Source organism: Cupriavidus sp. 96C5-1, from assembly GCF_057798855.1.
This window is the reverse complement of record NZ_JBYOJU010000001.1, coordinates 122279-147569: the sequence shown is the minus strand read 5'-3', so window position 1 is coordinate 147569 and position 25291 is coordinate 122279. Positions and strand designations below refer to the sequence as shown.

Here is a 25291-nt window from a genome sequence, read left to right as displayed (position 1 = left end):
CTTGTAACGCAGCCGCGGCACTCTTCCCAGCGTAGTTCAATTTCCTGAGGACCGTGCGGAGCATTCATCGCGCAGCAAGGTGGAAAAGACACCGAGGCACGATTCCGGCTTGCACGCGCATGCAGGCTCTCCCGCCCCCGATTGCCACATTCCCTTTGGCTATGTCCTCATAGCCGATGATGCATTGCGGCGACAGCCGGTGTCTCCCAGACTATGGCGGAAACCACGAATCGCGATGGAGACACCATGCAGGCAACAAGCGCGTACAGCGCAAGCAAGACGCGCGGCGGCGCATCGATTGCAGTCGCGGCCATGGTGGCGGCCGCATCCGCCCTGGCCAATGCACAGGGCCAGGCCGACACCACCGACCCGGTCCGGCTTGGCGTGATGCAGGGCTTTCCGCCCGCACCGGACAAGCGCGTCACCAAAGCCAATGCATTCCAGCTGCCGAACCTCCGATGGGCATTCCGCCACACCCGCGAGACCTCGCCTACCGCCGGCATCGATCGTGCCGCTTCCGCCCTGCCACTGCCGGCACATCCGGCGGGGAATCTCGACGATGTGACATTCGAATGCGACGGGAAGCCGGTCAGGCTATCCAGCTACCTGCGCGATACGTACACCGACGGCTTCATCGTCCTGCACGAGGGGCAGGTTGTCTACGAACGCTACTTCGATTCCTTCGGCCCCCGGCAGCCGCATATCTGGGCCTCGATGACGAAGTCGATCACCGGCCTGCTTGCCGCCATGCTGATCGACGAAGGCAAGCTGGATCCCCAGGCAAAGCTGGCAACGTACGTGCCGGAACTTGCCGGGAATCCCTTCGGGGAAGCGACGATCCAGCAGAACCTGGACATGGAGGTCGCGCTGAGCTACCCCGCGAGCCTGCCTCCGGATCTCGGCCTGTTCGGCGCCGTTGGCATCGTGCCCCGCCGGGAGGGTGCGCCCGACAATATCTACGACTTCCTGAAAGTCGCCCGCAATCCACAGGACGCCACCGGGGCCAGGGTCTGGTACTACCAGAACGGTTCGCCCGAGGCGGTTGCCTGGGCGCTGCGCAGGATCACCGGCCAGTCCTGGAGCGCGCTGGTCTCCGAGCGGATCTGGTCGAAGTTCGCACAGGACGATGCCTATATCCAGGTGGACCCGCTCGGCACCGAGATGGCCAGCGGCGGCATGAACAGCACCCTGCGCGACGCTGCCCGCTTTGCCGAGGCCATCCGCAAGGCCAGTGCGGGAGCGGACCCCGACGGCATCCCTGGCAAGGCGGTTCGCCTTGCCCTGAGGCCCAACGGCAACCAGGCATTGTTTGCCAAGGGCAACCTGGCCAACGGCAGAAGCAACTACGCGTACCGGGACTACTGGTACCAGGTGAACGACGGCGACGGCTCCATCGAGGCAAGCGGGCGCTTCGGCCAGAAGATCTATATCAACCCGAAGAAGGCGCTGACGATCGTGAAGTTTTCGTCCAATCCGGACTCCGCGCCACGGGCCACCAGCGCCAGCGCGGCACCGGCCGCACCGGCACCGCGCCGGCCCGTTGAATCCCCGGAGGCGTTCGCGGGTGCCGCCAAAGCCATCTATGCAGCGATTCCGCGATAGGCCAGGCCCGGGCGCGGCCGGCCAGTCCGCTCACGGCATGCCGCTCGCCGGCTCGCCGCCCGTGAACCGCGGCGTCCGCTTCTCGATAAACGCCTGCACGCCTTCCCGTGCATCGGCGCTGCCAGCACGCGCCACAAGCAACGCCTGCTCCAGCGCGAGGTGCTCCCGCAGGCCGCGCGCGGGCGTGCCACTGCACAGGGTCTTGATGGCGGCGAGCGAGCCGCCCGCCGCGCGCGCCAGCCGCGCCACCAGCGCCTCGGCGGCCCCGGCGAGTTCGGCTTCCGGGTGCAGGGCATCGATCGCCCCATGCTGGAGGCAGCGCTGCGCGTCGATCGCCTCGCTGAGCATCAGCCACTGCTGCGCCCGCACGGCGCCGACACGGCGGGCCAGGAAGTACGAGGCCCCGGCATCGGGCGACAGTCCTATGGCGGCATAGCCGGTGCGCAGCACCGTCGACGGCGTTCCCAGCACAAAGTCCGCGCATAGCGCCAGGCCGATGCCCGCGCCGGCCACCGGCCCGTTGACCGCGGCCACCACCGGCAGCGGCGCCGTGGCCAGCCGGTACAGCGCCGGGTGCAAGGGGGTGAGGATGTCGTCCACCAGCGCATCGAGCGCCGTCCCCGCCGCCGCGAACTCGCCGATGTCGCCGCCGGCGCAAAAGATGCGCCCTTCGGCGGCGAGCAGCACCGCGCGCGGCTTGCGCGCCAGCACGTCGTCGATCGCACGCACCAGCGCGCGGCTGGCGGCGAGGGTCAGCGAGTTCGCGCGTTCGGGCCGGCTCAGCACGATGCGGCCGATCTCATCGGCCATGCCCCAGCTCACACCGTCGGATTGTTGCATTGCTTCGTCCGCATATGCGTGTATTGCGTGGAGTGCGTGTACTGCGTGGAGTGCGCCAGATACCAGCGGCGCTTCATGCCGGCAGTTTCCGCGCGATCAGTTCCTTCATGATCTCGTTGGCGCCGCCATAGATGCGCTGCACGCGCGCGTCCGCGTACAGGCGCGCGATCGGGTACTCCATCATGTAGCCGTAGCCGCCGAAGAGCTGCAGGCATTCGTCGGTCACCTTGCCCTGTTGCTCGGTGCACCACCACTTGGCCATATAGGCCGCCGTATCGTCGAGCGTGCCGTCCAGCAGCCGCTGGATGCAGTCGTTGACGAAGCTGCGCACCACATGGGCCAGCGTGGCGCACTCGGCGAGCTTGAAGCGGGTGTTCTGGAAATCGTACAGCGACTGGCCGAAGGCCTTGCGCTGCTGGGTGTGCTCCAGCGTCAGCGCCACCGCGCGCTCGATCACCGCCGCGGCCGGCACGGCAAGCAGCATGCGTTCATAGGGCAACTGGCTCATCAGCTGGGCAAAGCCCCTGCCCTCCTCCCCGCCCAGCAGGCGATCGGCCGGCACCCGCACGCCATCGAAGGACAGCTCGGCGGTGTCGGAGGCATGCTGGCCCAGCTTCTCCAGCCGCCGCCCGACCTGGAAGCCGGGCAGATTCTCCGTCTCCAGCACGATCAGCGACACGCCCCGGCCGCCGGCCTCGCCGGTGCGCACCGCCACCACCAGCAGATTGGCGGTGAAGCCGTTGGTGATGAAGGTCTTGGCGCCGTCGATCACATATGCATCGCCGTCGCGCCGGGCGCGGGTGCGCAGCGCCTGGAGATCGGAGCCACAGCCGGGCTCGGTGAGCGCGATGCCGGCCAGCATCTCGCCGCTGGCGAGCCTGGGCAGCCAGCGTTGTTTCTGCGCTTCGGTGCCGTAGTCCAGGATGTAGTGCGCCGCGATGGTGTGCACCGCGGTATTGGCGGGCACCTCGGCCTTGGCGAGTTCGTCCTGCACCACGCACTGGTAGGCCAGGCTGGCACCGGCGCCGCCATAGGCCTCGTCCATTTCAGGCAACAGGAAACCCATCTGCCCGAACGGGCCCCAGACCTCGCGCGGGATATAACCCTGGCGGCGCCAGCCGTCCAGGTGCGGCGCCAGCTCGCCGGCGACATAGCGGCGCACCTGCTCGCGGAAGGCCTCGATCTCTTCGTCCATCCATTGATGGCGGTACGGTTGCGGCAGCATGGTTCAGATTCCCGTCATGCCGCCGCTGCACATCAGCGTCTGGCCGCTCACGTAGTCCGACTCCGGAATGCAGAGCATGTACACCGCGCCGGCGGCCTCGTCAGGGGTGCCGCCTCGACCCAGCGGAATGGCCCGTTCCATCATCGCCATCAGGTCCGGGTTGACGCCGACCTTGATCTCGCGCCCGTCGATATTGGCGGTGGCTTCGTCCGCGGTGCTGCCGGTCAGGCGGGTCTTGATCAGGCCGAAGGCCACGCAGTTGACGGTCACGTTCATGCGGCCCCACTCCTTGGCCAGCGTCTGCGTCATGCCGACGATGCCGGCCTTGGCGGTGGCGTAGTTCGCCTGGCCCGCGTTGCCGAACAGGCCGGCCACCGAGGAAATATTGACCACCTTGCGCACCACGCGCGTGCCGGCGTCGGCTTCGGCCCTGGCGAACCCGCGGATCACCGGCTGCGCGGCGCGCAGGATGCGGAACGGCGCCGTCAGGTGGCAGTCGAGCATGGCGTACCACTGCTCGTCGGTCATCTTCTGGATCACGTTGTCCCAGGTGTAGCCGGCGTTGTTGACGATGATGTCGAGGCCCTTGTACTCACTGACGGCAGTGCCGACGAAGCGCTCGGCGAAGTCCGGCGCGCTCACGCTGCCGACGCAGGCCGATGCCTCCCCGCCCACGTCGCGGATGGCTTGCACCACCTCCTGGACCGGTTCGGCATCGAGGTCGTTGATAACGATGCGCGCGCCTTCGCTGGCCAGCTTGAGCGCGATCGCGCGGCCAATGCCACGGCCGGCGCCGGTGACGAGGGCAACCTTGCCTTCGAGTTTTCGAGTCATGGCTATGTCTCCTGCGATATGTGGATATGTGGATATGTGGATATGTGGAGTGGCAGACGGGGCTCAGGGCAACGCGACCAGCGCTTCGCCCGCGATCTTGGTTTGTCCGTACTGGTTGGCGCTTTGCACCTCGATGCGCACGCAGCGTTCGCCGTCGACGTCGAGCTTGCCAACCACGCGGCCACTGCACTGCACGATATTGCCCAGATGGGTGATGCCCTGGAAACGCACGTCGAAACGGCGCAGGCGCGACTGCGGCGCCCAGCCGGTGAGCAGCCGCCCCAGCCACGCCATGCCCAGCATGCCGTGGGCGAACACGTCGGGCAGGCCGGCGCGGCGCGCGAAGTCGAGGTCGACATGGATGGGGTGGTGATCTCCGGAGGCGCCGGCGAACAGCGCCAGCGTGCGGCGGTCCACCGGGGGCAGGGTCAATGCGGGCAGCGTGTCGCCGACCTGCACCGAATCGAAGCTGGGGGTTGTCATGCCAGCCTTGCCAGTCATGTCGCTCATGTCCGCTCCTTCAATTGCGCACCACGGTCAGCGCCCGCATCCGGGCCACCAGCTCGCCACGCTGGTTCGTCGCCCGCGACTCGGTCTCGATGAATTCGAGCGCGCCGTTCTTCTTGTCGTAGATGTCCTTGATCCGGGAGCGGACGGTTACCGTGTCGCCCGCGACGACGGGGCCGAGATACTCGAAGCTCTGCTCGCCGTGCAGCACGTTCTGGATCTTCACGCCGAGGCGGTCGAGCAGGCCGAACATCGCGCCTGAATCCAGCTCGGCGGTGAACAGGAAGGTCGGTGGCGCCGGCAGCCCGGCATAACCCGCATCGTGCGCGGCGGACTCGTCCGTGTAGACCGGGCTGGTCTCGCCGATGGCCTTGGCGAAGAACTGCAGCCGGCCGCGCTCGACGGGCAACGCCGAGCTGCCGAGCTCAAAGCCTATCCATTTCCTGTCGATCATGATCCGGCGCGCTCGTAGAGGGTGACCACGCAGGCGCCGCCGAGGCCCAGGTTGTGCTGCAGCGCCAGCCGCGCGCCGTCCACTTGCCGCGCCCCGGCCCGCCCGCGCAATTGCTCGACCAGTTCCGTGCATTGCGCCAGCCCCGTGGCACCCAGCGGGTGGCCCTTCGACAGCAGGCCGCCGGACGGGTTGGTGACCACCTTGCCGCCATAGGTGTTATCGCCGTCGACCACGAATTTCTCCGCGCCGCCCAGCGGGCACAGGCCGAGCGCCTCGTAGGTGATCAGCTCGTTATGGGCGAAGCAGTCGTGGAGTTCCACCACGCCGATGTCCTCGGGACCCACGCCGGCGGCTTCGTACACCTGCCGCGCGGCGCTGCGCGTCATGCCGAAGCCCACCACGTCGCGCATATCGCGCGTGCCGAAGCTCTCCGGCGTATCGGTGGTCATGGCCTGCGCGCGGATGCGCACCGTCGCGTCGAGACCATGCTTCCTGGCGAACGCCTCGGACACCAGGATCGCCGCCGCCGCGCCGCAGGTCGGCGGGCAGGCCATCAGGCGGGTCATCACGCCGGGCCAGAGCATGGGCGCGGCCATCACCTCTTCCTCGCTCACCACGTTGCGGAACAATGCCAGCGGATTGTTGGCAGCGTGGCGGCTGGCCTTGGCGCGGATCTTGGCGAAGGTCTCGACCCGGGTGCCGAACTCCTTCATATGGGCAAGCCCCGCGCCGCCGAAGTAGCGCAAGGCCAGCGGCAGTTCGACATCGGTCAGCTCGGCGGCAAGCGCGTCGAAGCGCTCGAAGGGACTGGGCCGGTCGCTGAACACCGCGCCTAGCGCGCCCGGCATCATCTGCTCGAAGCCGAAAGCCAGCACGCAATCGGCCACGCCGCTCGCCACCGCCTGACGCGCCAGGTAGAGCGCGGTCGAGCCGGTCGAACAGTTATTGTTGACGTTGATCACCGGGATGCCGGTCATGCCGACTTCATACAGCCCGCGCTGGCCGGCGGTGGAATCGCCGTACACGTAGCCAGCGTACGCCTGCTGCACGCTGGCGTACCCGACGCCGGCATCCGCCAGTGCGGCCCGCACGGCCCTGGCGGCCATCACGGGATAAGGCTCGCTTGCCCCCGGCTTGGTGAATGGAATCATGCCGGCGCCGGCAACGATCACGGATGAGGCCATGGCTACTCCTTGCGTATGGTCAGAATGGTCAGGATGGTCGGGTTCAGCCGACTTGCCGCTGTTGCCCTTCCCAGAAGGGCTTGCGCAGTTCGGTCTTGAGGATCTTGCCCGCGCCGGACAATGGCAGGGCGTCGCGGAACTCCACGCTGCGCGGGCACTTGTAGCCGGCGATCAGCGTCTTGCAGTGGGCGATCAGCTCCGGGGCCGTGGCGCCGGCGCCCGGCTTGCCCACCACCACGGCATGCACCGATTCGCCCCACTCGGCACTCGGGATGCCGATGACGGCGCTGGCCATCACGGCGGGATGCTGGGCGAGCGCGTTCTCGACCTCGGCGGAATACACGTTCTCGCCGCCGCTGACGATCATGTCCTTCATGCGGTCGACGACGAAGACAAAGCCGTCCTGGTCCATGTAGCCGCCGTCGCCGGTGTGCATCCAGCCGTCTCGCACGGCCGCGGCGGTCTGCTCCGGCTTGTTCCAGTAGCCCTGCATCACGGTGGGGCCGCGCACCGCCACCTCGCCCACCGCGCCGCGCGGCACTTCGATGCCGTCGCCGTCGACGATGCGGACCTCGGAGGTGTAGCTGGCGCGGCCGGCGGAACGCAGCTTGCCTTGCTTGCGGCCCTCCGGCGTGTGATACCAGGCGGGATTGATGGTCGCCAGCGGCGACAGCTCGGTCATGCCGTAGGCCTGCACGAAGCCCACCCCGGGCAGCGCGGCCATGGCGCGCTCGAGCACCGTCTCGGAGATCGGCGAGGCGCCGTAGAGGATGGTCTGGAGCGCACTCAGGTCGCGCGGCTTTTTCATCGCAGGGTGATCGACCATCATCTGGATCATGGTCGGTACCAGCAGCACATGGGTGACGCGGTCGCGCTCCAGCGTATCGAGCACCAGTTCGGGATGGAAGGCCGGGACGATCGCGTGCGTGTTGCCCTCGATCCATTGCGGCATGGCGAGCCCCATGTCGGCCAGGTGGAACATCGGCGCCGCGTGCAGGTAGGTGCCGCCGGGCGTGGCCAGGCCCTCGGCGCGCAGCGCCAGGCCCGAGCAGCACAGATTGGCGTGGCTCAGCATGACCCCCTTGGGAAAACCCGTGGTGCCGCCCGTGTAGAAGATGCCCGCGAGGTCTTCATCGCGCCGCACGGCATCGGGGACGGGAGCGGTGCCGGCCAGCAGCGCGTCGTAGCCATGCATGCCGGGCGGCACCTCGCCATCGCCGCAGTAGATCAGTTCACGCAGCGTGACGGCGTCGCGGCGAAGCTGCGCCGCGAGCGTGCTGAAGGTCTCGTCGACCAGCAGGATGGTCGAGCCCGAGTCGTCCAGCGAATACAGGATCTCCGCCGCCGACCAGCGCGTATTGCAGGGATTCAGCACGCCGCCGGCCCAGGGCACCGCCATCTGGTATTCGAGGAAACGGTCCGAGTTCAGCGACAGCATCGCGACGCGGTCGCCGCTCTGCATGCCCAGCTTTTGCAGGGCGCCGGCCAGGCGCGCCACGCGCTCGGCCAGCTGGCGGAAGGTGCGCTGGCGATCGCCGCAGCGCACCGCGATGCGCTCGGGGTGTTGCTGCACTGCACGATGCAGTGCCTGCGTGAGGTACATGGCTGTCTCCGTGTCGTTTTGGCGAATACGCTGGCGTCTTTGTGCGTCTTTGCTCGTCCTGCGCGCCTTGTATTTCTTGTATTGCTTGTGCCGCCCATGGTAGAAACGCGCGGCTGGGCGTGCAATTGCGCATCACGTCGAATGCATGGCAGAAGACCTCAATCCACGACTCTCTCCCGATCCATGCCACCTCCGCCGGTCACCATCTCCATCGCCCTGGTGCACGGCATGCTTGCCGGGGTGCAGGCCCGCGGCCAGTCTTGCGACGTCTACCTGGCCGATGCCGGCATCGCCCCCGCGTTGCTGCAGGAGGCCGGCTCCCGCGTGACCGCGGCCCAGTACATCGACCTCTTCCGCTCCCTGATCCACCGCCGCGGCGACGAAGGCCTGGGCTTCCTGTCGCGGCCGCTCAAGCCTGGCAGCTTCGCCCTGACGGCCCGCTCGGCCCTGGGCGCACCCAACCTGGAGACGGCCATCCGGCGCATTGCGCGCACTTTCCGGCTGGTGCAGGACGACCTCGAACTGCGCCCGGTGCGCGAAGGCGAACTGGCCGGGCTGGCGTTGCACTTCGTCAACCCCGCGGCGGCACGGACGCCCTTTCTGCACGAGATGCTGCTGCGTGTCTTCTGGCGCCTGCTGGCATGGATGGCGGGCGGACAGCTGCCGGTGGCGCGCTTCGATTTCGCCTTCGATTGCCCGCCGCATGTGGGCAGCTATGGCAAGGTCTTTCCCGCGCAGCTGAATTTCGGCCAGCCCCGGTCGGCTTTCTGGTTCGACGCGGCCCGGCTGGAAAACCCGGTACGCCGGGACGAGGCCGCGCTGCGCGCCTTCCTGGCGGAAGCACAGGCCAATGTCATCATGCCGCGCCGCGGCGAAGAAAAGACCAGCGCGCGCGTGCGCGCGCATCTGCAGACCGGGCAACCCGCCTGGCCCGACCTGGCCGCCACGGCGCAAGCGCTGCATATGTCGACCTCGACGCTGCAAAGACGCCTGGCCACGGAGGGAACTTCGTTCCAGGCATTGAAGGACGCGCTGCGCCGTGATATCGCGATCGTCCGCCTGAACACCGGCACGGCGCCCCTGGCAACGCTGGCGCAGGAACTGGGCTTCACCGACAGCGCGGCATTCCAGCGCGCCTTCAAGGGCTGGACGGGCAGCGCGCCGGGGACATATCGCCGGGGCGGCGCGTAAGCGCGCGAGGGGCACGCGCCGGACTGCACTGGCGCCGACGATGCGGACGATGTGCATGACGCGAACGGCGCAGATGACGCGCCGCGCGATCCGCCCCCGCCGAAGAATGGTTAAGATACCCGTTCCGCAGTCTGGCCGGACACCGATAACAAAAGACCCAGAGGAGACCACGCATGCCCAACCCGTTCATCCGCACCACCCTGCTGGCCACCGCCCTGCTGCTGGCCTCCCTCTGCGCCCGGGCCGATATCCGCGTCGGCATCGACGTCTCCACCACCGGCCCGGCCGCCTCCATCGGCATCCCTTCCAAGAACACCGTGCTGATGTGGCCGCAGACCCTGGGCGGGCAGCGCGCGCAATACGTGATCCTGGACGACGGCTCGGACCCCGCCGCCGCGGTGCGCAACGTGCGCAAGCTGATCTCCGAGGAAAAGGTGGATGTGGTGGTCGGCCCCAACATCACGCCCACCGCCATTGCCGCGCTGGACGCGGTGGCGGAAGGCGAAACGCCGATGCTCGCGCTGGCCGCCTCCGCCGCCATCATCGAGCCGCAGTCGGACCCCAAGCGCCGCTGGGCCTTCAAGATGCCGCAGAACGATTCCCACATGGCAACGGTGCTCACCGAGTACATGAGCAACCACGGCGTCAGGACGGTCGGCTTTATCGGCTTCAACGATGCCTATGGCGAGAGCTGGTGGCGTGAGTTCTCGAAGCTGGCGGAGGTGCGCAAGCTCAGGGTGGTGGCCAGCGAGCGCTTCTCGCGCAACGATACGTCGGTGACCGGGCAGGTGCTGAAGCTGATGGCCGCAAACCCGGATGCCATCCTGATTGCCGGCGCGGGCACGCCTTCGGTGCTGCCGCAGAAGACGCTGGGCGAGCGCGGCTACAAGGGCAAGGTGTACCAGACGCACGGCATCGCCACCTGGGATTTCCTGCGCATGGGCGGCAAGGATGTGGAGGGGACGCTGTTCCCCACCGGGCCGGTGGTGGTGGCGCGGCAGTTGCCGGATGGCCATCCTGTGAAGAAGGTGGCGCTGGAATTCGTGACGCGCTATGAGGCAAAGTACGGGGCCGACAGCGTGACGCAGTTTGCCGGGGATGCCTGGGGCGCCTGGATGCTGCTGGACGACGCGGCGCGCCGTGCCGCCAGGAGCGGCGCGCAGCCGGGCACGCGGGAGTTCCGCCACGCCATGCGCGATGCGCTGGAGGCCACGGCCAACCTGACCATCCCCAACGGCGTGATGAATATGAACGCGAAGGACCACCAGGGCTTCGACCAGCGCTCGCGCGTGATGGGTGTGATCCGCAATGGCAGGTTTGCCTACGCGGGCGACCAATAAGAGCAAGGACGTTTTGACATGAGCAATGCAACGACAGCAACTTCGCAGGCTTCGGCCTTGACGGTCGGCTTTATCGGCCTGGGCGCGATGGGCACGCCGATGGTGCGCCACCTGATTGCCGCCGGCCACGGCGTGCGCGCGCTGGTGCGCCGCCCGCAAGCGCGGGCCAGCGCCCTCGCGCTTGGCGCCCAGCCTTGCGCCACGCCGGCCGAAGTCGCGCGCGGCGCGGCGGTGGTGTTCACCAACGTGACGTCGTCCGAAGACGTGCGCGCGGTGCTGCTGGGCGAGCACGGCGTGATCGAGGGCGCTGCGCCCGGCACCATCTGCATCGACCACAGCACCATCTCGCCCATCGTCACGCGCGAGATTGCCGCCAGGCTGGCGGAGCGCGGCATCGAGGCGCTGGACTGCCCGGTCTCGGGCGGCACGGCCGGCGCCGAGGCAGCCAGCCTGACCATCATGGTGGGCGGCAAGGCGGAGTTGCTGGAGCGCGTGCGCCCGCTGCTGGCGCTGCTGGGCAAGACCATCACCCATATCGGCGGCAACGGCGCGGGACAGGTCGCCAAGCTGTGCAACCAGATCGCGCAGGTGGTCAATATCGAAGGCATTGCCGAAGCCATGCGCTTTGCGCAGGCGCAGCAGGTGGACAGCGGCCGTGTGCTGCAGGCCATGGCCACCGGCATGGCGGGCAGCCGCATGCTAGACCTGATGGGGCCGAAGATGGTGGCGCACGACTTCGCGGCCGGCATCGAGGCACGGCTGCACGACAAGGATTTCGGGCTGGCGGCCGACATCGCCAGGCAGCTCGGGCTGGAACTGCCTGCCATGCAGGCCACCTCCCGCCAGCTGGGCATGCTGATGGAGAAGGGCTGGGGCAAGGACGATACGTCGTCGCTGCTGCGGGTGCTGGAGGGCTGACCGGGGCGCTATGCCACGCCCATCATCCGCCGTACCGCCATCGTCAGCGGGCTGTCCCGGTCCGCCAAGTCGTTCATCGCATTGAAATGGTGCTTGTCCGGCATCGGCACATGCGCCGTGCCGGGCGCCGATGCGTTGGCGGGCCCGGCGCCGGCATAGCGCAGGTCCTCCAGCCAGCACCTGGCGCGGCAGCGCCGCCCCGCTGGCCGGAGCCAGTTGTGACCTGGCGGGATTTACGGCATAATTCCCGGCTCAGCACCGTGCTGGCACGCCGGACTCCCGGCAAATCCGCCAGCACCCACTCCGCCCGGGTGGTGAAACAGGTAGACGCAGGGGACTCAAAATCCCCCGCCGCAAGGCGTGTCGGTTCGAGTCCGACCCCGGGCACCAATGCCGAAGAAGCCGTCCCGGTTCCATCCGTGACGGCTTTTTCATTTCCCGAATGCCGTCACGACATTGAAGACGCGACCTTGAATACGCGACCGTCGAGACACGACCGTCAGGACCCGCCCCGCTCCACCAGCACAATGGTCACCAGCAGCGAAGCATCGCTGATCGCCGTCACGTCGTGCGCCGCGCCGGACGCCAGGTAGACCAGGTCGCCCGGGCGCAGCAGCCGGTGGCTGCCGTCCACGCCGATATCGACGTCGCCCTCCAGGCATTGCACGGTGATTGGCCCGGCTACCGCATGCGCCGGCAGGTGCTTGCCGGCGCTCAGCACCAGCCGCATGACCTCCAGGCGGCTCTCCTTGAAGAGCGCTGTGGTGGGCGTCTGCCCGAGGCGTTCGCCCAGCGGCAGCACGCTGGCAACCTGGCCGGAGGATAGGTGTGGCAGGGACATGGACGGCTCCTCGTTATGTTCGGTGTGGGGCGTGGCGACCCTTTCTGCTTGTGTGGCGTGTGCGGCGTATGCAACATGGACGACATGCGCGACCTGCTACGTACAGGAAAACTCGACGCGTTCCCCGGCGTCGCTCATCGGCTGGCCAAACGTAATCCAGCCGTGGCCCCGGAGCGCGACCTCGTCGCGGCGGAGGATGATTTCGTCGTCGCCGTCCATGGTGATATGGGTGCCGTTCGCGCTGCGATCGATCAGTATGTACTTGCCGGCGCGGGACTCGACGATCGCGTGGAATCTCGAAGCCTGCCGGTCCGCCACCACGATGGTCATGGCGGCGTCGCGCCCGATGGTGGCCGGTGGCGACGCGCCGTCCATGCGGACCTGGGTCTCCCGATGCCGCAGCGTCAGCAACGCGGGGCGGCGCGCGCGCGGATTCGCTTCGGCCAGCACGGTCATGTCGGCATTCTGCTGCCATATGGCTTCGAACAGTTCGATGGGCCGCTCCTTGCCGCGCACCTGTATCGGGTACAGGTAGCGCGTTGCCTGGCGCAGCCTTGCGGACAGATGCGCCACCGCATCCTTGCTGGTGATGATCTGTCCCCGCGAGGCGAGCTTGGCAAGGCGAGCGGCAAGGTTCACCGTGTCGCCGAACACGTCGCCCGCGCCGTCCCGCAGGATCGGGCCATGGTGAAAGCCGATATGGATCGACAAGGGAACGCCGGATACCGGTGGCAGCAGGGCGACAGCCTGCTGCATGTCGAGTGCCGCCTGCATCGCCTCCCCGGCCGATGGAAACAGCACCATGACCTCGTCCCCGATGGTCTTGACGACCCGTCCCTGCAAGGCCGACGAGCAGGATTTCATCACGGCGATGCATTGCCCGATGGCGCCGAAGGCGGCCGCATTGCCGGCCGTCTCGTACAGCCTGGTGCTGTTGCTGACGTCCGCGAACAGCACTGCCCCATCTCCATCGGACACGTCAGGTTTCGGTTCCCGGTCCATATGCGTCTCAACCCATCCGGTCCACTCAGGATCCGCTCAGGATCCACCCGGCCGTTCGCGCGGCGCTCTGCACTGATGGTAGTACGCGCACGGGTTTTGTCCCAACCGCGGCAGGCATGGGCGCAGTACGGCCCCGCCGCTCAGAGGAATGTTTCCGCGATATCGATCGAGGAGCGCTGGCCAAGCGCGTCGAAGTTGTTCGCCAGCCAGGCATCGGCCCGTTCGCGGCCCAGCGTAAAGAGGCCGCGCAGGAAGTCCCAGTCCGCATTGAATTTGCTCGACGCGCCGAGCCGCGCCATTTCATTTTCGGCATCGATGCTGTGGATCAGCATGCGGCGGTAGCGCGCCGGATCGAGCGCGCCCTCGTCGATCAGCCGGGTGATGAACTCGATGGCGCGCATCTCGCGCATCAATGACGAGTTGAAGCTCAGCGTGTTGATGCGGTCGAGGATGTCGCGTGCGGTGGTCGGTACCTGGGGGATGCGGATCGGGTTGAGGCGAATGATCAGCACGTCCCGGCTGTCGGTCTCGTAGATCAGCGGATAGATCGGCGGATTGCCCATGAAGCCGCCATCCCAGTAATACTCTCCGTCGATCTCCACCGCCTGGAACAGCGACGGCAGGCAGGCCGAGGCCAGCACCGCCTTGGCGCAGACCTCCCCGGTGCCGAACACGCGGATGCGGCCGCGCAGCACATTGGTGGCGCACAGGAACAGCTTGACGCTCTTGCTGTCCCGCAGCACGTCGAAATCGACCGTTTCGGCCAGGATGTCCTGCAGCGGGTTGAGGTTGCACGGGTTGAACTGGTAGGGCGAGTAGAAGCGCGTGAGATGGTCGAACATCATCCACGCCGGCGACAGTTCCATATGGCCGCCGCCCATCATCCGGTCCAGCCAGGTGGGTTGCATGGGGCTCAGCCGCGCCCAGTCGGATACCTTGCGCCAGCAGGTCTCGAGCGAGCGCCGCGCCCCTTGCGCGCCGCCGCTGGCGAGGCCGTAGGCGAGCACGGTGGCGTTGATCGCGCCGGCGCTGGTGCCGCTGATGCCGTCGATACCGATGCGTCCGTCTTCAAGCAAGCGGTCGAGCACGCCCCAGCTGAAGGCACCGTGGGTGCCGCCCCCCTGCAGCGCGATATTGATGCGGCGGACTGCGGGGGGTTGCTTCGCTTCCACTTCCATGGCGGCCTCCTGGGCGTGCTTCGGGTGGCGGCCGCCGGTTTCAATCCTGCCGTGCCGGTTGAGGCACCGGCTGGGCAAGCCGCCATGCCAGGTTGCGGCGGGCGCGGGCTTCGCAGCGAGCCTGGAATACCTCTGTATGGTAGATGCGGGGCCGCGCCAGCAGGGTGGCCAGGAAGGCCCGGGCGCTGGCGTCGAAAGCGGCATCGTCCAGTCCCGGCTGCTCGGCCCGCAGGTTCGCTTCGTTCTGGCGGAATCGCGCCCGGCTTCCCCCCAGGTCCGCCAGGTCGACATCGAGGGCGAACCGGGTATCGGGATCGGCAGGCGCGCACGCGTGCGTGGTGGCCAGGATCATCCGGGCAACGTGGCCGGCCGCGGCAATGCGGCCACCGGCGTGGCGTTGCAGCCACGCGGCGCTGCGCTGCTCGTTGTCCGCGGCGCCGGGGCTATAAATCACATCGTGGCACCACAGCGCCAGCTCCACGGCGTCCGCATCGGGAATCCCGGCGCGCGCCCAGTCCACATGGCGCAGACAGCGGCGAATGTGGTGGAGCGTGTGATAACGGCGCGCCGGCTCGGCATAGTGCCGCGCCAGGTCGGCATAGACGGCTTCCCCGTGCGCGCCGCCACAGCGCGACCACAGCGCCAGGAAGCGCGCTTGCGTCTGGTTCATTCCACCTCCTTCGCGCCGGCACTTCGGAATATCTCGTCCCTTGCGCTGCCCGGGCAGGCAACTCCCTCGACTATTCTATGTTTGGGCGCCATGCCCGACACGCCTTCCGGCGAGGCCAGCCGGCCTTGGGAGTACCGGCGTGCCGACGCGGGAGCATTGCCATGCAAGCTCGATTGGCCGGTCCGGTCTGCGCAGCCATCTTCTCGGTCTGCGCCTGCGCAAGCCTGCAGCCCGAGCAGACCGGGAACAGGTTGATCGGCAGCCCGGAAAGCAGCGTGCGCGATACGTTTGGCGCGCCCAGCGAGCGCTACCGGCTGGCCAACGGCGCAACACGCTGGATCTATTCCCGGCAACCCCTCGGCTTTTACGTCTACGCAGCGGATTTCGATGCCGGCGGAAAGCTCACCGGCTTCCGCCAGATGCTGACGGAAAATGAGATTTACAAGGCACAGGTCGGAGTCTGGACCAAACGCGACATCGAAGAACGCTTTGGCAAGCCGCGGGACCCGATCCAGTATTACCCGCTGATGAAGCGGGAGGCCTGGTCCTATCGTCTCTACAGGGACGGTTACCTGCCGGCCCACTTTAGCTGCTATTTCGACGACAGCGGTGTGTTGCAGCAGACCATGATCATTGTCGATCCGTTGGGCGGCGGCGGCCATGGCAGGGTCAGGTGAGGGAGCGTGATTCGTCCCTGGCTATTTGGCTATTCACTTTGCATAGCGCGTTGCATGCGGGGCGGGCTGCTTTCATGAAGCCTCCCCCACCAGCGCCCGGATCCATGCATGCACGACCCGCACCTCCGGCGAAGTCTCGATCCGCTCCGAAGCCATCAGGTAGTACGAGTGCGCCGACGACAGGCTGACCGGCGACAGCCGCACCAGTTGCCCGGACTTGAGCAGATGCAGCAGCAGCGAGCGGCGTCCGTACGCGATGCCTTGCCCGCGCATGGCGGCGTCCAGCATCAGGCCGGTATCGGTGAACGTGGTGACGCGATGGCTGCGCGGCATGGGCAGGCCCGCCTCCCGGAACCAGGGCTCCCAGCCGTGGCGGCTGTGCGAGAGCAGCATGGCTTCGCCGAACAGCCTGGGCAGCGCGCGCTGCGATAGCGTGGCGAGGTAGGACGGCGCGGCCACGGGAAACCACTCGTCGTGCCCGAGATCGAGATGCGGCTCGACCGGCTTGGCGCGGGCGAAACGCAGCGCGATGTCGGCCTCGCCGTGGCGCGGCACGATCATCTGGCTGGTGGGGTCGAGCGCGATGGCGATCTGCGGATGGTTGCGCTGGAACTCGGCCAGCGCGGGCACCACGCGAAAGCGGGCGAACGACGGCAGCAGGCTCACGCGCACGGTGCGCGCATCGCGTGGCGGGCCAAAGGCTTCGCCCAGCGTGACCAGCGCCTGCCGCACCGGCCCAAGCAGGCGCTCGGCCTCGGGCGTGGGCGTCACGGTGCGCGTGGTACGCGCGAACAGCGCCACGCCGCATAGTTGCTCGAGCTCGCGGATGCGATGGCTCACCGTACTGTGGGCCACGCTGAGCTCCTCGGCAGCGCGGTGGAAGCTGCGCAGGCGCGCGACGGCATCGAAGGCCAGCAACAGCGGAATTGGCGGGATGTGCTTCATGATGGGGCACGCGGGCCATCCGCCGGCTCAGCGCAGGCGGCCATGGCCATGGTTTCGGCTATGCCCGGGAAGCAGCCGGAAGCGACGACGCGAGAAACGGAAAGGCTTCGGATGACGATGCGCGATCATAGCGCACGCGCGGTTCGCCACGCCCAGCCAAAGAGGCCGGCGAAGGCCAGCGGGCCCCACGCGTACAGCAATTCGCCGAGGTCCGGCAGCCAGGCGCGCTGTGCCAGCGCGGCGTCCCCGGCGCGTGCCCAGTCGGCGGCCAGCAGGGTCAGGCAGGCCGCCTGCACCAGGATGCTGCGGCCCGCCCGCTCGGTGCCGATGGCGGCAGCGGCGGCCAGCGGCAGCAGGCCAAAAGTCAGGGCGGACAGCATGGGCATCTCCCGGCGCCGTGGCGCGCTTCTTCTACGGATGGAAAGACGCCACTGTAGGTCCGGACCGCCCCCGCTTTGATGAAAGATGCAGCGGGATTATGCGATGCGGCCGACCAATGCGCTTCCGACCGGCCTGACGAAGCCTGCGCTGCCAACCAGTGCAGGCGGCACGCCGGGGCGCGTCCGCGCGGCTCTGGTATGGTGGGCGCTCCGCCTTCCGCCGCCACCGAGCCGCATGCCTGCCTCCTTGTCCGCCACGCTGTCCGCCACCTTGCTGCCAGCCGCCTGGGTTTCCTCGCTGCCGGGCGCCTTGCCGATGAACCCGTCCTGGTGGTGGCCGGCGCTGTTCACGCTGGCCGAATGGACGATCCGCCTGGCCATGCTGGTCTACGTGCCGCAGCGCCGCGCGCCGGCGGCGGCGCGCACCTGGCTGCTGCTGATCTTCTTCCTGCCGTGGCTGGGGCTGCTGCTGTATGCCCTGTTCGGCCGCATCTACTATCCCAAGTCGCGCCGTGTGAAGCTGGCGCGCATCAACCAGGGCATCGAGCGCGTGCGCGGCCCGCTGGAGCGCTTCGCGCCGCTGCAGCCGCTGCCCGCTGGCGTGGCCGCCGATACCGCCGGCCTGATCGAGCGGCTCGGCTCTTACTGGCCGATGCGCGGCAATGCCGTGGCGCTGATGGATGACTACCAGGCCGTGGTGGCCAGGATGATCGCCGATATCGATGCCGCCACGCGCCAGGTCCACCTGCTGGTCTACATCTACGCCGACGACGGCACCGCGCGCGCCGTCACCGATGCGCTGCTGCGGGCCAGCGCACGCGGCGTGCAGTGCCGCCTGCTGGTGGATGCGCTGGGCGCCCGCGCGGGATGGCGCGCTTTCTCCGGCATGCTGCGCGAGGGCGGCGTGGAAGTGGTGCAGGCCCTGCCGATGCGCTCGCTGTCGGCGGTGCTCAAGGGCAAGAGCGCGCGCTTCGACCTGCGCAACCATCGCAAGATCCTGGTGGTGGACGGCCGCATCGGCTACATCGGCTCGCAGAACGTGATCGATGCCGAGTCCATGCCGGGGCTGCCCAACGAGGAGCTGGTGGCGCGCGTGACGGGACCGGTGGTGGCCCAGCTACAGGCGGTATTCCTCGCCGACCGCTACCTGGAAACCGGCGAGAACGGCGGCGGCGGCTTCACCCCGGAGAACTTCCCGCCGGTGGAGCCGCAAGGCCCGCATACCGCGCAGATGCTGCCCAGCGGCCCGGGCTACGGTACGCAGAACGCGCAGATGGCGCTGATCAGCATGATCCACCAGGCGCGCAGCGAGGTGGTGATCACCACGCCCTACTTCGTGCCGGACGAAGCCTTCCTGCAAGCGCTGCACCTGGCCTGCTACCGGGGCGTGGCGGTGCACCTGGTGCTGTCGCAGCGGATCGACCAGCGTTTTACCCAGGCCGCGCAGGAAGCCTACTTCGGCATGCTGCTGGACTCGGGCGTGCGGATCCACCTGTATCGCCCGGCTTTCCTGCATGCCAAGCACGTCACCATCGACGACGCCGTGGCAATGGTGGGATCGACCAATATGGATATCCGCTCTTTCGCGCTCAACGCGGAAGCCGCGCTGGTGATCTACGACCGCGCCGTGGTGGCCCGCATGCGGCAGATCCAGCAGCGCTACCTGGCCAATAGCGCGCTGGTGGATCGCGCGGAGTGGCAGCGGCGTCCGCTGCATACGCGCACCTGGCAGAACCTCTGCCGGCTGGCGGATTCGCTGCTGTAGCGGCGCGGCCGCGGGCATCGGCGCCCGCGGCCGGCATGCCGGCGGCTTAGCGTGCTTCCACGAAGCCCAGTACCGTTTCCAGCATGGTCTTGAGGGTGGGCTGCAGGCGCGTGGCCAGGACCTCGTCATAGGCGAACGGATAGGTCTCGCTCATATAGACCGACTGCGCCAGTTCGAGCTGCACCGCGTGCACGCCCTGCGCCGGCGCGCCATATTGGCGCGTGATGTAGCCGCCCTTGAAGCGGCCGTTGAGCACGGAGGTATAGCCGGGGGCGGCGCTGGCGATCTCCAGCAACTGCTCGGCCAGCGCGGCATCGCAGCTGGCGCCGTTGGCGCTGCCGAGGTTGAAGTCGGTCAGCTTGCCGTCGAAGAAGCGCGGCAGCACCGAGCGGATCGAGTGCGCGTCCCACAGCGCGATGGTGCCGTGCGCGGCGCGCAGGCGGGCCAGCTCCTCGGCAAGGGCAGCGTGGTACGGTCGCCAGATGGCGTCGCGGCGCGCCGCGATCTCGTCGTCGGCGGGGCCGTTGCCGTCGGCGTACAGCGGCATCTTGTCGAAGGTATCGACCGGGCACAGGCCGGTGGTGTCCTGGCCGGGATAGAGATTGGCGTTGTCGGGCGGGCGGTTCAGGTCCACCACATAGCGCGAGTGCGTGGCCACCAGGATGGAGGCGCCGATTTCGCGCGCGAAATCGTAGAGGCGTTCGAGGTGCCAGTCGGTATCGGGCACCGTACGCGCCTCGGCGGTCAGCCGTGCGGAGACGGAGGCCGGCAGGTGGGTGCCGACGTGCGGCATCGACACCAGCAGCGGGCGGGTGCCGCGATGCAGCGTGAAAGCGGGGGTATCGGTCGAGAAAGCCATGTTTTGTGTTTGCAACCTATAGGCAAAGGCAAAGGCGCTGGTACTCGCTGATGCGGCCTGAAACTTGTATCGTCAAGCATCAGGCCGCATGCGGGGCGCCGGATTTCAGTCTGTCAGCAGGCTGGCGCGCGCCGCGGCGAAGCGCTTGCCGGCCTCGGCCTGCGCCGGGTGCGCGCCATGCCGCACGCGCGTGCGGCCCGCCGTGCGGACTTCCGCTAGTGTCTCATGTCCGTGGTTGGTGAACACATGGACCGCCAGCGCCTGGCTGCCGGACAGGCCCGCCAGCGCCGGGTGCGCCCCGTCGAGCACCACGAAATCGGCCTGCTGCCCGACTGCCAGCGCGCCGATGGCGCGGCCCGAGGCGCGCGCGCCGCCGGCCGCGGCGTCCAGGTAGAGGCGGTCGGCCACTTGCCTGTGCGTGTCCGATGCCAGCACGTTGCGCTTTTGCAGGGCAAGGCGCTGGCCGTACTCGAACAGCCGCAGTTCTTCCGCCAGGCTGACGCTGGCATGGCTGTCGGAACCGATGCCCCATGCGCCGCCCTGCGCCAGGTAAGGCGCGGCGTCGAACACGCCGTCGCCCAGATTGGCCTCGGTGGTGGGGCAGATGCCGGCCACCGCGCCGCTATGCGCAAGGCGCCGCCGTTCGTCCCAGTCCAGGTGGGTGGCATGCACCAGGCACCAGCGGGCGTCGACCTGCGCATGGTCGAGCAGCCACGCCACCGGGCGCGTGCCGGTGAGCGTGATGCACTCGTCCACCTCGCGCTGCTGCTCGGCGATATGGATGTGCACCGGCGCGCGCGGGTCCATGGCGTGCAGGCCCGCCACGGCATCGGCAAGGCTTTGCGGCGGCACCGCGCGCAGGGAGTGCGGCGCCAGCCCCAGCCGCGCCTGGCCGTGGCATTGCGGGGCCAGGCGGCCGAGCAAGGCCAGCATGGCGTCGACGTCGTGCAGGAAGCGGCGCTGCTCCGCCAGCGCGGGCTTGCCGCCGAAGCCGGCGGTCTGGTACAGCACCGGCAGCAGCGTGATGCCGATGCCGGCGGTCGCGGCCGCGCGCAGCAGGCGCAGCGACATCTCGGCGGGATCGGCGTAGGGCTTGCCGTCCGGGTCGTGATGCACGTAGTGGAACTCGCACACGCTGGTATAGCCGGCGCGCAGCATCTCGATATAGAGCTGCGTGGCGATGGCCTCGAGCGTATCGGGCGAGAGCCGCAGCGCGAAGCGGTACATCAGCTTGCGCCAGCTCCAGAAGGAGTCGCTCTCCTGGCCCTCGGCCAGCGCTTCGCTGCGGTATTCCGTCAGGCCGGCAAAGCCGCGCTGGAACGCGTGCGAGTGCAGGTTGGCCATGCCCGGCAGCAGCGGGCCGGCGGCACGCGGCACGGCGCTGGCCGGCACGGCGCCGGCCTGCACGGTGGTGAGCGCGCCGGCATCGTCCCAGGCCAGCAGTACATCGCGGGCCCAGCCCGTGGGCAGCAGGGCCTCGGGGGCGAACAGGCTTCCCGCTCTCATGGCTGCACGCCTTGCGCCGGCGCGGCGCCCGGGTAGACCTTGCCCTGCCGCACCACGGCGGCGGCCGGATTGCGGCCGAACCAGTAGGCCAGCTCGGCCGGCGAATCGACCTGCCACAGCACGAAATCGGCGGCGCGCCCCGGGGCCAGCAAACCGTGACGATCCGCCGCGCCGAGCGCGCGCGCTGCATGCGCGGTGACACCCGCCAGCACTTCGGGCACGGTCAGCCTGAACAGGGTGCACGCCATATTCATCATCAGCAGCAGCGAAGTGACGGGCGAGGTGCCGGGATTGTGATCGGTGGAGATCGCCATCGGCACCCCATGCCGGCGCAGCAGTTCGATCGGCGGCAGGTGGGTGTCGCGCAGGAAATAATAGGCGCCCGGCAGCAGGACCGCCACCGTGCCCGACTCCGCCATGGCCATGACGCCGGCTTCGTCGAGATGCTCCAGGTGGTCGGCCGACAGCGCGCGGTAACGCGCGGCCAGCGCCGAGCCGCCCAGGTTGCTGAGCTGCTCGGCATGCAGCTTGACGCGCAGGCCGTGGCGCTGGGCGGCCTGGAATACGCGCTCGGTCTGCGCCAGGCTGAAGCCCACCGATTCGCAGAACGCGTCCACCGCATCGACGAGTCCCTCCTCGGCCAGCGCCGGCATCATGGTGTCGCACACCAGCGCGATATAGTCGTCGGCGCGGCCCGCGTATTCCGGCGGCAGCGCGTGCGCGCCGAGAAAGGTGGTGTGCACCGTCACGCCGAAGGCCTCGCCCAGGCGGCGCGCCACGCGCAGTTGCTTGCGCTCGCTGGCGAGGTCCAGGCCGTAGCCGGACTTGATCTCCAGCGCGGTCACGCCCTCGGCCAGCAGCGGCGCCAGGCGCGCGGCCGCCAGTGCGAACAGCGTGTCCTCGTCGGCGGCGCGGGTGGCGCGCACGGTGGAGACGATGCCGCCGCCCGCGCGGGCGATCTCCTCGTAGCCGGCGCCGGCCAGGCGCATGGCGAACTCGTCCGCGCGCTGGCCGCCGTAGACCAGGTGGGTGTGGCAATCGACCAGGCCAGGCGTGATCCACGCGTTGCCGGCATCGAAGCGCGGCAGCGCGGCGTAGTCCCGCGGCAGTTCGGCCAGCGGGCCGAGCCAGGCGATGCGGCCCTGCTGAACGACCAGCGCCGCGTCGCGGATGGCCCGGGCGGGATCGCCATCGGGCAGCAGGTGGCAGCGATGCCAGACGCCGTCGGCGGACGCGGCGGGCGGATGGGTGACGGCGGCCTGCGCCGGGTTCAGGTTCATTACGGGTTCTCCATTTCCAGGGTGACGCACAGGCAGAGCGCGGGCTCGGACATCGCCTGCAGGCGGTACGGCACCGCCACGCCTGCGGCGAACAACAGGCCATCGTCGCTGGCCAGCACGGCCTGGCCGCCCTGACCGGCGGCGCCGTGCCGCCATGCCCCCTCGATGACAAACAGCAGCACGGCATGCGCGCCGGGGGCCAAGGTGAATGCTTCGCGCGCCGCGACCAGGCTGGCGCGGCAGCGGCCGCGGCGCGTCATTACGTTGAAGTCGCGCGTGGTGCCGTCCAGCAGCGTGGCCTGCACGCCGCGCTCGCCGGCAAAGGCGAACGGCGCGCCGACGGTATCCAGGCGATGGTCGAAGCTGCCGTCGTCGGCCTGCAGGCGCACGCCCGCGCCTTCGAGCAGCACGATCTGGCGGTCGATGCCGGGGAAGGCCGAGAACGGACCGTCGGCCGCGATATCGGCCACGCTGACGCGCCACTGGAAATCACCCATGCCGGCGCCCTCGGGCCATGCCGCGATCTCGCGGGTGACACCTCCGCCGTTCTTCCAGGGCTGGGGCGCCAGCGCGCCGAGCGAGAAGCGCTCCATGCCGCGCATGCCTTCCAGTGCGTCGCTCATGCCTCGCCCGCCTTCGGTGCCTGCGCCAGCATCGGCAGCTTCAGGCCCTTCTCGCGCGCGCAGTCGATGGCGCTTTCGTAGCCGGCATCGGCATGGCGCATCACGCCGGTGGCCGGATCGTTCCACAGCACGCGTTCGATGCGCCTGGCGGCGGCATCGGTGCCGTCGCAGACGATCACCACCCCCGCATGCTGCGAGAAGCCCATGCCCACGCCGCCGCCGTGATGCAGGCTGACCCAGGTCGCGCCGCCGGCGGTGTTGAGCAAGGCGTTGAGCAGCGGCCAGTCGGACACGGCATCCGAGCCGTCGCGCATGGCTTCGGTCTCGCGGTTGGGGCTGGCGACCGAGCCGCAATCCAGATGGTCGCGGCCGATCACCACGGGCGCCTTCAGCTCGCCGCTCTTCACCATCTCGTTGAAGGCCAGGCCCGCGCGGTGGCGCTCGTCCAGCCCCACCCAGCAGATGCGCGCGGGCAGGCCCTGGAAGGCGATGCGCTCGCGCGCCATATCGAGCCAGCGATGCAGGTGGCGGTCCTCGGGGAACAGCTCCTTCATCTTGGCATCGGTCTTGTAGATGTCCTCGGGGTCGCCCGACAGTGCGACCCAGCGGAACGGGCCCTTGCCGCGGCAGAACAGCGCACGGATATACGCCGGCACAAACCCCGGGAAGTCAAAGGCATTGGCCACGCCCTCGTCAAAGGCGACCTGGCGGATGTTGTTGCCGTAGTCCAGCGTGGGCACGCCCATCTGCTGGAAGGCCAGCATGGCCTGCACATGCTTGACGATGGAAGTCCTGGCGGCCGCCTCGACCGACTTCGGATCGGCCGTGCGCGCGGCTTCCCATCGGGCGACGCTCCAGCCCTCGGGCAGATAGCCATTGACCAGGTCGTGCGCCGAAGTCTGGTCGGTGACGATATCCGGACGCATGCCGCCGGCCTGCGCGCGCCTGACCAGCTCCGGCATGATCTCGGCGGCATTGCCGAGCAGGCCGACGGAAATGGCCTGCCGGTTGCGCGTGGCCTCTGCGATCATGGCCAGCGCCTCGTCGATGCTGGTGGCCTTCTTGTCGACGTAGCGCGTGCGCAGGCGGAAGTCGATGCGCGACTCCTGGCATTCGATCGCCAGCACGCAGGCGCCGGCCAGCACGCCGGCCAGCGTCTGCGCGCCGCCCATGCCGCCCAGGCCGGCGGTCAGGATCCACTTGCCGGACAGGTCGCCGTTGTAGTGCTGGCGGCCGGCTTCGACAAAGGTCTCATAGGTGCCCTGCACGATGCCTTGCGTGCCGATGTAGATCCACGAGCCGGCGGTCATCTGGCCGTACATCATCAGGCCGGCGCGATCGAGTTCGTTGAACTTGTCCCAGGTGGCCCAGTGCGGCACCAGGTTGGAATTGGCGATCAGCACGCGCGGCGCGTCGGCATGGGTGCGGAACACGCCCACCGGCTTGCCGGACTGCACCAGCAGCGACTCCTCCTCGCCCAGATTGCGCAGGCTGTCGAGAATGGCGTCGAAGCATTCCCAGTTGCGCGCCGCCTTGCCGATGCCGCCGTACACCACCAGGTCCTGCGGGCGCTCGGCCACGTCGGGATCGAGGTTGTTCTGGATCATGCGGTAGGCGGCCTCGATCAGCCAGTTCTTGCAGTGCAGCGCGGTGCCATGCGGGGCGCGGATCTCGCGCGGGCCGCGCTGGGCTGCCGCCATGGTGAATTGTTGTTCGTTGGCGTTCATGTCTGGTTCTCCTGCGGGTTGGTTTCAACCTGCGCTGCGGTAGTTGGCCATGCGTCGTATCCAGGCACGCCTGGCCTCTCCCCTCACGGGGAGGGGGTTGGGGAGAGGGGCGGTTTGGCGAGGAGCCACTTGAAGCGGAG

24 protein-coding genes and 1 tRNA gene are annotated in these 25291 nt (G+C 68.6%); 7 read left to right on the top strand and 18 right to left on the bottom strand.

Annotation, left to right across the window (positions count from 1 at the left end):
* Positions 1-246: 246 nt before the first annotated feature.
* Positions 247-1602: a serine hydrolase domain-containing protein gene (locus AC3FOF_RS00690; RefSeq protein ID WP_488725520.1), complete on the top strand. Its 1356-nt coding sequence runs from the start codon at positions 247-249 to the stop codon at positions 1600-1602.
* A gap of 30 nt (positions 1603-1632) precedes the next feature.
* On the opposite strand, the gene AC3FOF_RS00685 is transcribed toward AC3FOF_RS00690, so the two are convergent.
* From AC3FOF_RS00685 to AC3FOF_RS00655, 7 genes are all read right to left on the bottom strand, one after another.
* Positions 1633-2442 carry an enoyl-CoA hydratase/isomerase family protein gene (locus tag AC3FOF_RS00685; RefSeq protein WP_276266224.1) on the bottom strand — a complete coding sequence of 270 codons (810 nt, stop codon included), beginning with the start codon at positions 2440-2442 and terminating at the stop codon, positions 1633-1635.
* Between the two features lie 73 nt (positions 2443-2515).
* Positions 2516-3667, bottom strand: coding sequence for an acyl-CoA dehydrogenase family protein (locus AC3FOF_RS00680; RefSeq protein ID WP_276266223.1), 1152 nt, complete (start codon positions 3665-3667; stop codon positions 2516-2518).
* 3 nt (positions 3668-3670) lie between these two features.
* Positions 3671-4501 carry an SDR family NAD(P)-dependent oxidoreductase gene (locus AC3FOF_RS00675; RefSeq protein ID WP_488725519.1) on the bottom strand — a complete coding sequence of 277 codons (831 nt, stop codon included), beginning with the start codon at positions 4499-4501 and terminating at the stop codon, positions 3671-3673.
* Positions 4502-4564: 63 nt separating this feature from the next.
* Positions 4565-4984, bottom strand: a complete 420-nt coding sequence (locus tag AC3FOF_RS00670; protein WP_488725677.1) for a MaoC family dehydratase — start codon at positions 4982-4984, stop codon at positions 4565-4567.
* A gap of 37 nt (positions 4985-5021) precedes the next feature.
* Complete coding sequence (locus AC3FOF_RS00665) at positions 5022-5462, bottom strand: MaoC family dehydratase N-terminal domain-containing protein (protein ID WP_488725518.1); 441 nt, start codon at positions 5460-5462, stop codon at positions 5022-5024.
* A complete protein-coding gene (locus AC3FOF_RS00660; RefSeq protein WP_488725517.1) occupies positions 5459-6646 on the bottom strand; it encodes a lipid-transfer protein in 1188 nt (395 codons plus the stop codon). The genes AC3FOF_RS00665 and AC3FOF_RS00660 overlap by 4 nt, the downstream gene beginning before the upstream one ends.
* Before the next feature lie 43 nt (positions 6647-6689).
* Positions 6690-8249, bottom strand: a complete 1560-nt coding sequence (locus AC3FOF_RS00655; RefSeq protein ID WP_488725516.1) for a long-chain-fatty-acid--CoA ligase — start codon at positions 8247-8249, stop codon at positions 6690-6692.
* 183 nt (positions 8250-8432) lie between these two features.
* Here AC3FOF_RS00655 and AC3FOF_RS00650 point away from each other — a divergent pair, with 183 nt between their 5' ends.
* From AC3FOF_RS00650 to AC3FOF_RS00635, 4 genes are all read left to right on the top strand, one after another.
* Positions 8433-9440 (top strand): AraC family transcriptional regulator, encoded by a 1008-nt coding sequence (locus tag AC3FOF_RS00650; RefSeq protein ID WP_488725515.1) that lies wholly within the window; start codon positions 8433-8435, stop codon positions 9438-9440.
* A gap of 173 nt (positions 9441-9613) precedes the next feature.
* Complete coding sequence (locus AC3FOF_RS00645) at positions 9614-10780, top strand: ABC transporter substrate-binding protein (protein WP_488725514.1); 1167 nt, start codon at positions 9614-9616, stop codon at positions 10778-10780.
* An 18-nt stretch (positions 10781-10798) separates the two neighbouring features.
* Positions 10799-11698, top strand: a complete 900-nt coding sequence (locus tag AC3FOF_RS00640; protein WP_488725513.1) for an NAD(P)-dependent oxidoreductase — start codon at positions 10799-10801, stop codon at positions 11696-11698.
* A 305-nt stretch (positions 11699-12003) separates the two neighbouring features.
* A tRNA-Leu gene (locus AC3FOF_RS00635) sits at positions 12004-12088 on the top strand.
* Positions 12089-12197: 109 nt separating this feature from the next.
* Here AC3FOF_RS00635 and AC3FOF_RS00630 read toward each other — a convergent pair.
* The 4 genes from AC3FOF_RS00630 to AC3FOF_RS00615 all read right to left on the bottom strand — a co-directional run bounded on the left by AC3FOF_RS00630 (position 12198) and on the right by AC3FOF_RS00615 (position 15389).
* Positions 12198-12539, bottom strand: coding sequence for a cupin domain-containing protein (locus tag AC3FOF_RS00630; protein WP_017224215.1), 342 nt, complete (start codon positions 12537-12539; stop codon positions 12198-12200).
* 96 nt (positions 12540-12635) lie between these two features.
* Complete coding sequence (locus tag AC3FOF_RS00625; protein WP_488725512.1) at positions 12636-13541, bottom strand: adenylate/guanylate cyclase domain-containing protein; 906 nt, start codon at positions 13539-13541, stop codon at positions 12636-12638.
* A gap of 140 nt (positions 13542-13681) precedes the next feature.
* Complete coding sequence (locus AC3FOF_RS00620) at positions 13682-14719, bottom strand: patatin-like phospholipase family protein (protein ID WP_017224213.1); 1038 nt, start codon at positions 14717-14719, stop codon at positions 13682-13684.
* 40 nt (positions 14720-14759) lie between these two features.
* Positions 14760-15389, bottom strand: a complete 630-nt coding sequence (locus AC3FOF_RS00615) for an HD domain-containing protein (protein ID WP_488725511.1) — start codon at positions 15387-15389, stop codon at positions 14760-14762.
* Between the two features lie 161 nt (positions 15390-15550).
* Here AC3FOF_RS00615 and AC3FOF_RS00610 point away from each other — a divergent pair, with 161 nt between their 5' ends.
* Positions 15551-16066: a hypothetical protein gene (locus AC3FOF_RS00610; protein WP_488725510.1), complete on the top strand. Its 516-nt coding sequence runs from the start codon at positions 15551-15553 to the stop codon at positions 16064-16066.
* A gap of 72 nt (positions 16067-16138) precedes the next feature.
* On the opposite strand, the gene AC3FOF_RS00605 is transcribed toward AC3FOF_RS00610, so the two are convergent.
* A complete protein-coding gene (locus AC3FOF_RS00605; protein ID WP_488725509.1) occupies positions 16139-17011 on the bottom strand; it encodes a LysR substrate-binding domain-containing protein in 873 nt (290 codons plus the stop codon).
* A 125-nt stretch (positions 17012-17136) separates the two neighbouring features.
* Positions 17137-17391, bottom strand: coding sequence for a hypothetical protein (locus tag AC3FOF_RS00600; RefSeq protein WP_276266215.1), 255 nt, complete (start codon positions 17389-17391; stop codon positions 17137-17139).
* A 235-nt stretch (positions 17392-17626) separates the two neighbouring features.
* Here AC3FOF_RS00600 and cls point away from each other — a divergent pair, with 235 nt between their 5' ends.
* Positions 17627-19156, top strand: coding sequence for a cardiolipin synthase (gene cls / locus AC3FOF_RS00595; protein ID WP_488725508.1), 1530 nt, complete (start codon positions 17627-17629; stop codon positions 19154-19156).
* A 46-nt stretch (positions 19157-19202) separates the two neighbouring features.
* Here the strand turns inward: cls and hutG are convergent, their stop codons facing one another.
* The 5 genes from hutG to hutU form a co-directional block, all read right to left on the bottom strand.
* Positions 19203-20015, bottom strand: coding sequence for an N-formylglutamate deformylase (hutG, locus tag AC3FOF_RS00590; RefSeq protein WP_488725507.1), 813 nt, complete (start codon positions 20013-20015; stop codon positions 19203-19205).
* A 105-nt stretch (positions 20016-20120) separates the two neighbouring features.
* Entirely contained in the window at positions 20121-21521 is a 1401-nt protein-coding gene (locus AC3FOF_RS00585) for a formimidoylglutamate deiminase (RefSeq protein ID WP_276266212.1), read from the bottom strand.
* Positions 21518-22801 carry an imidazolonepropionase gene (gene hutI / locus AC3FOF_RS00580; RefSeq protein WP_276266211.1) on the bottom strand — a complete coding sequence of 428 codons (1284 nt, stop codon included), beginning with the start codon at positions 22799-22801 and terminating at the stop codon, positions 21518-21520. The genes AC3FOF_RS00585 and hutI overlap by 4 nt, the downstream gene beginning before the upstream one ends.
* Positions 22801-23424: a HutD/Ves family protein gene (locus AC3FOF_RS00575; RefSeq protein WP_488725506.1), complete on the bottom strand. Its 624-nt coding sequence runs from the start codon at positions 23422-23424 to the stop codon at positions 22801-22803. The genes hutI and AC3FOF_RS00575 overlap by 1 nt, the downstream gene beginning before the upstream one ends.
* Positions 23421-25151, bottom strand: coding sequence for a urocanate hydratase (gene hutU / locus AC3FOF_RS00570; RefSeq protein WP_488725505.1), 1731 nt, complete (start codon positions 25149-25151; stop codon positions 23421-23423). The genes AC3FOF_RS00575 and hutU overlap by 4 nt, the downstream gene beginning before the upstream one ends.
* Positions 25152-25291 lie beyond the last annotated feature (140 nt).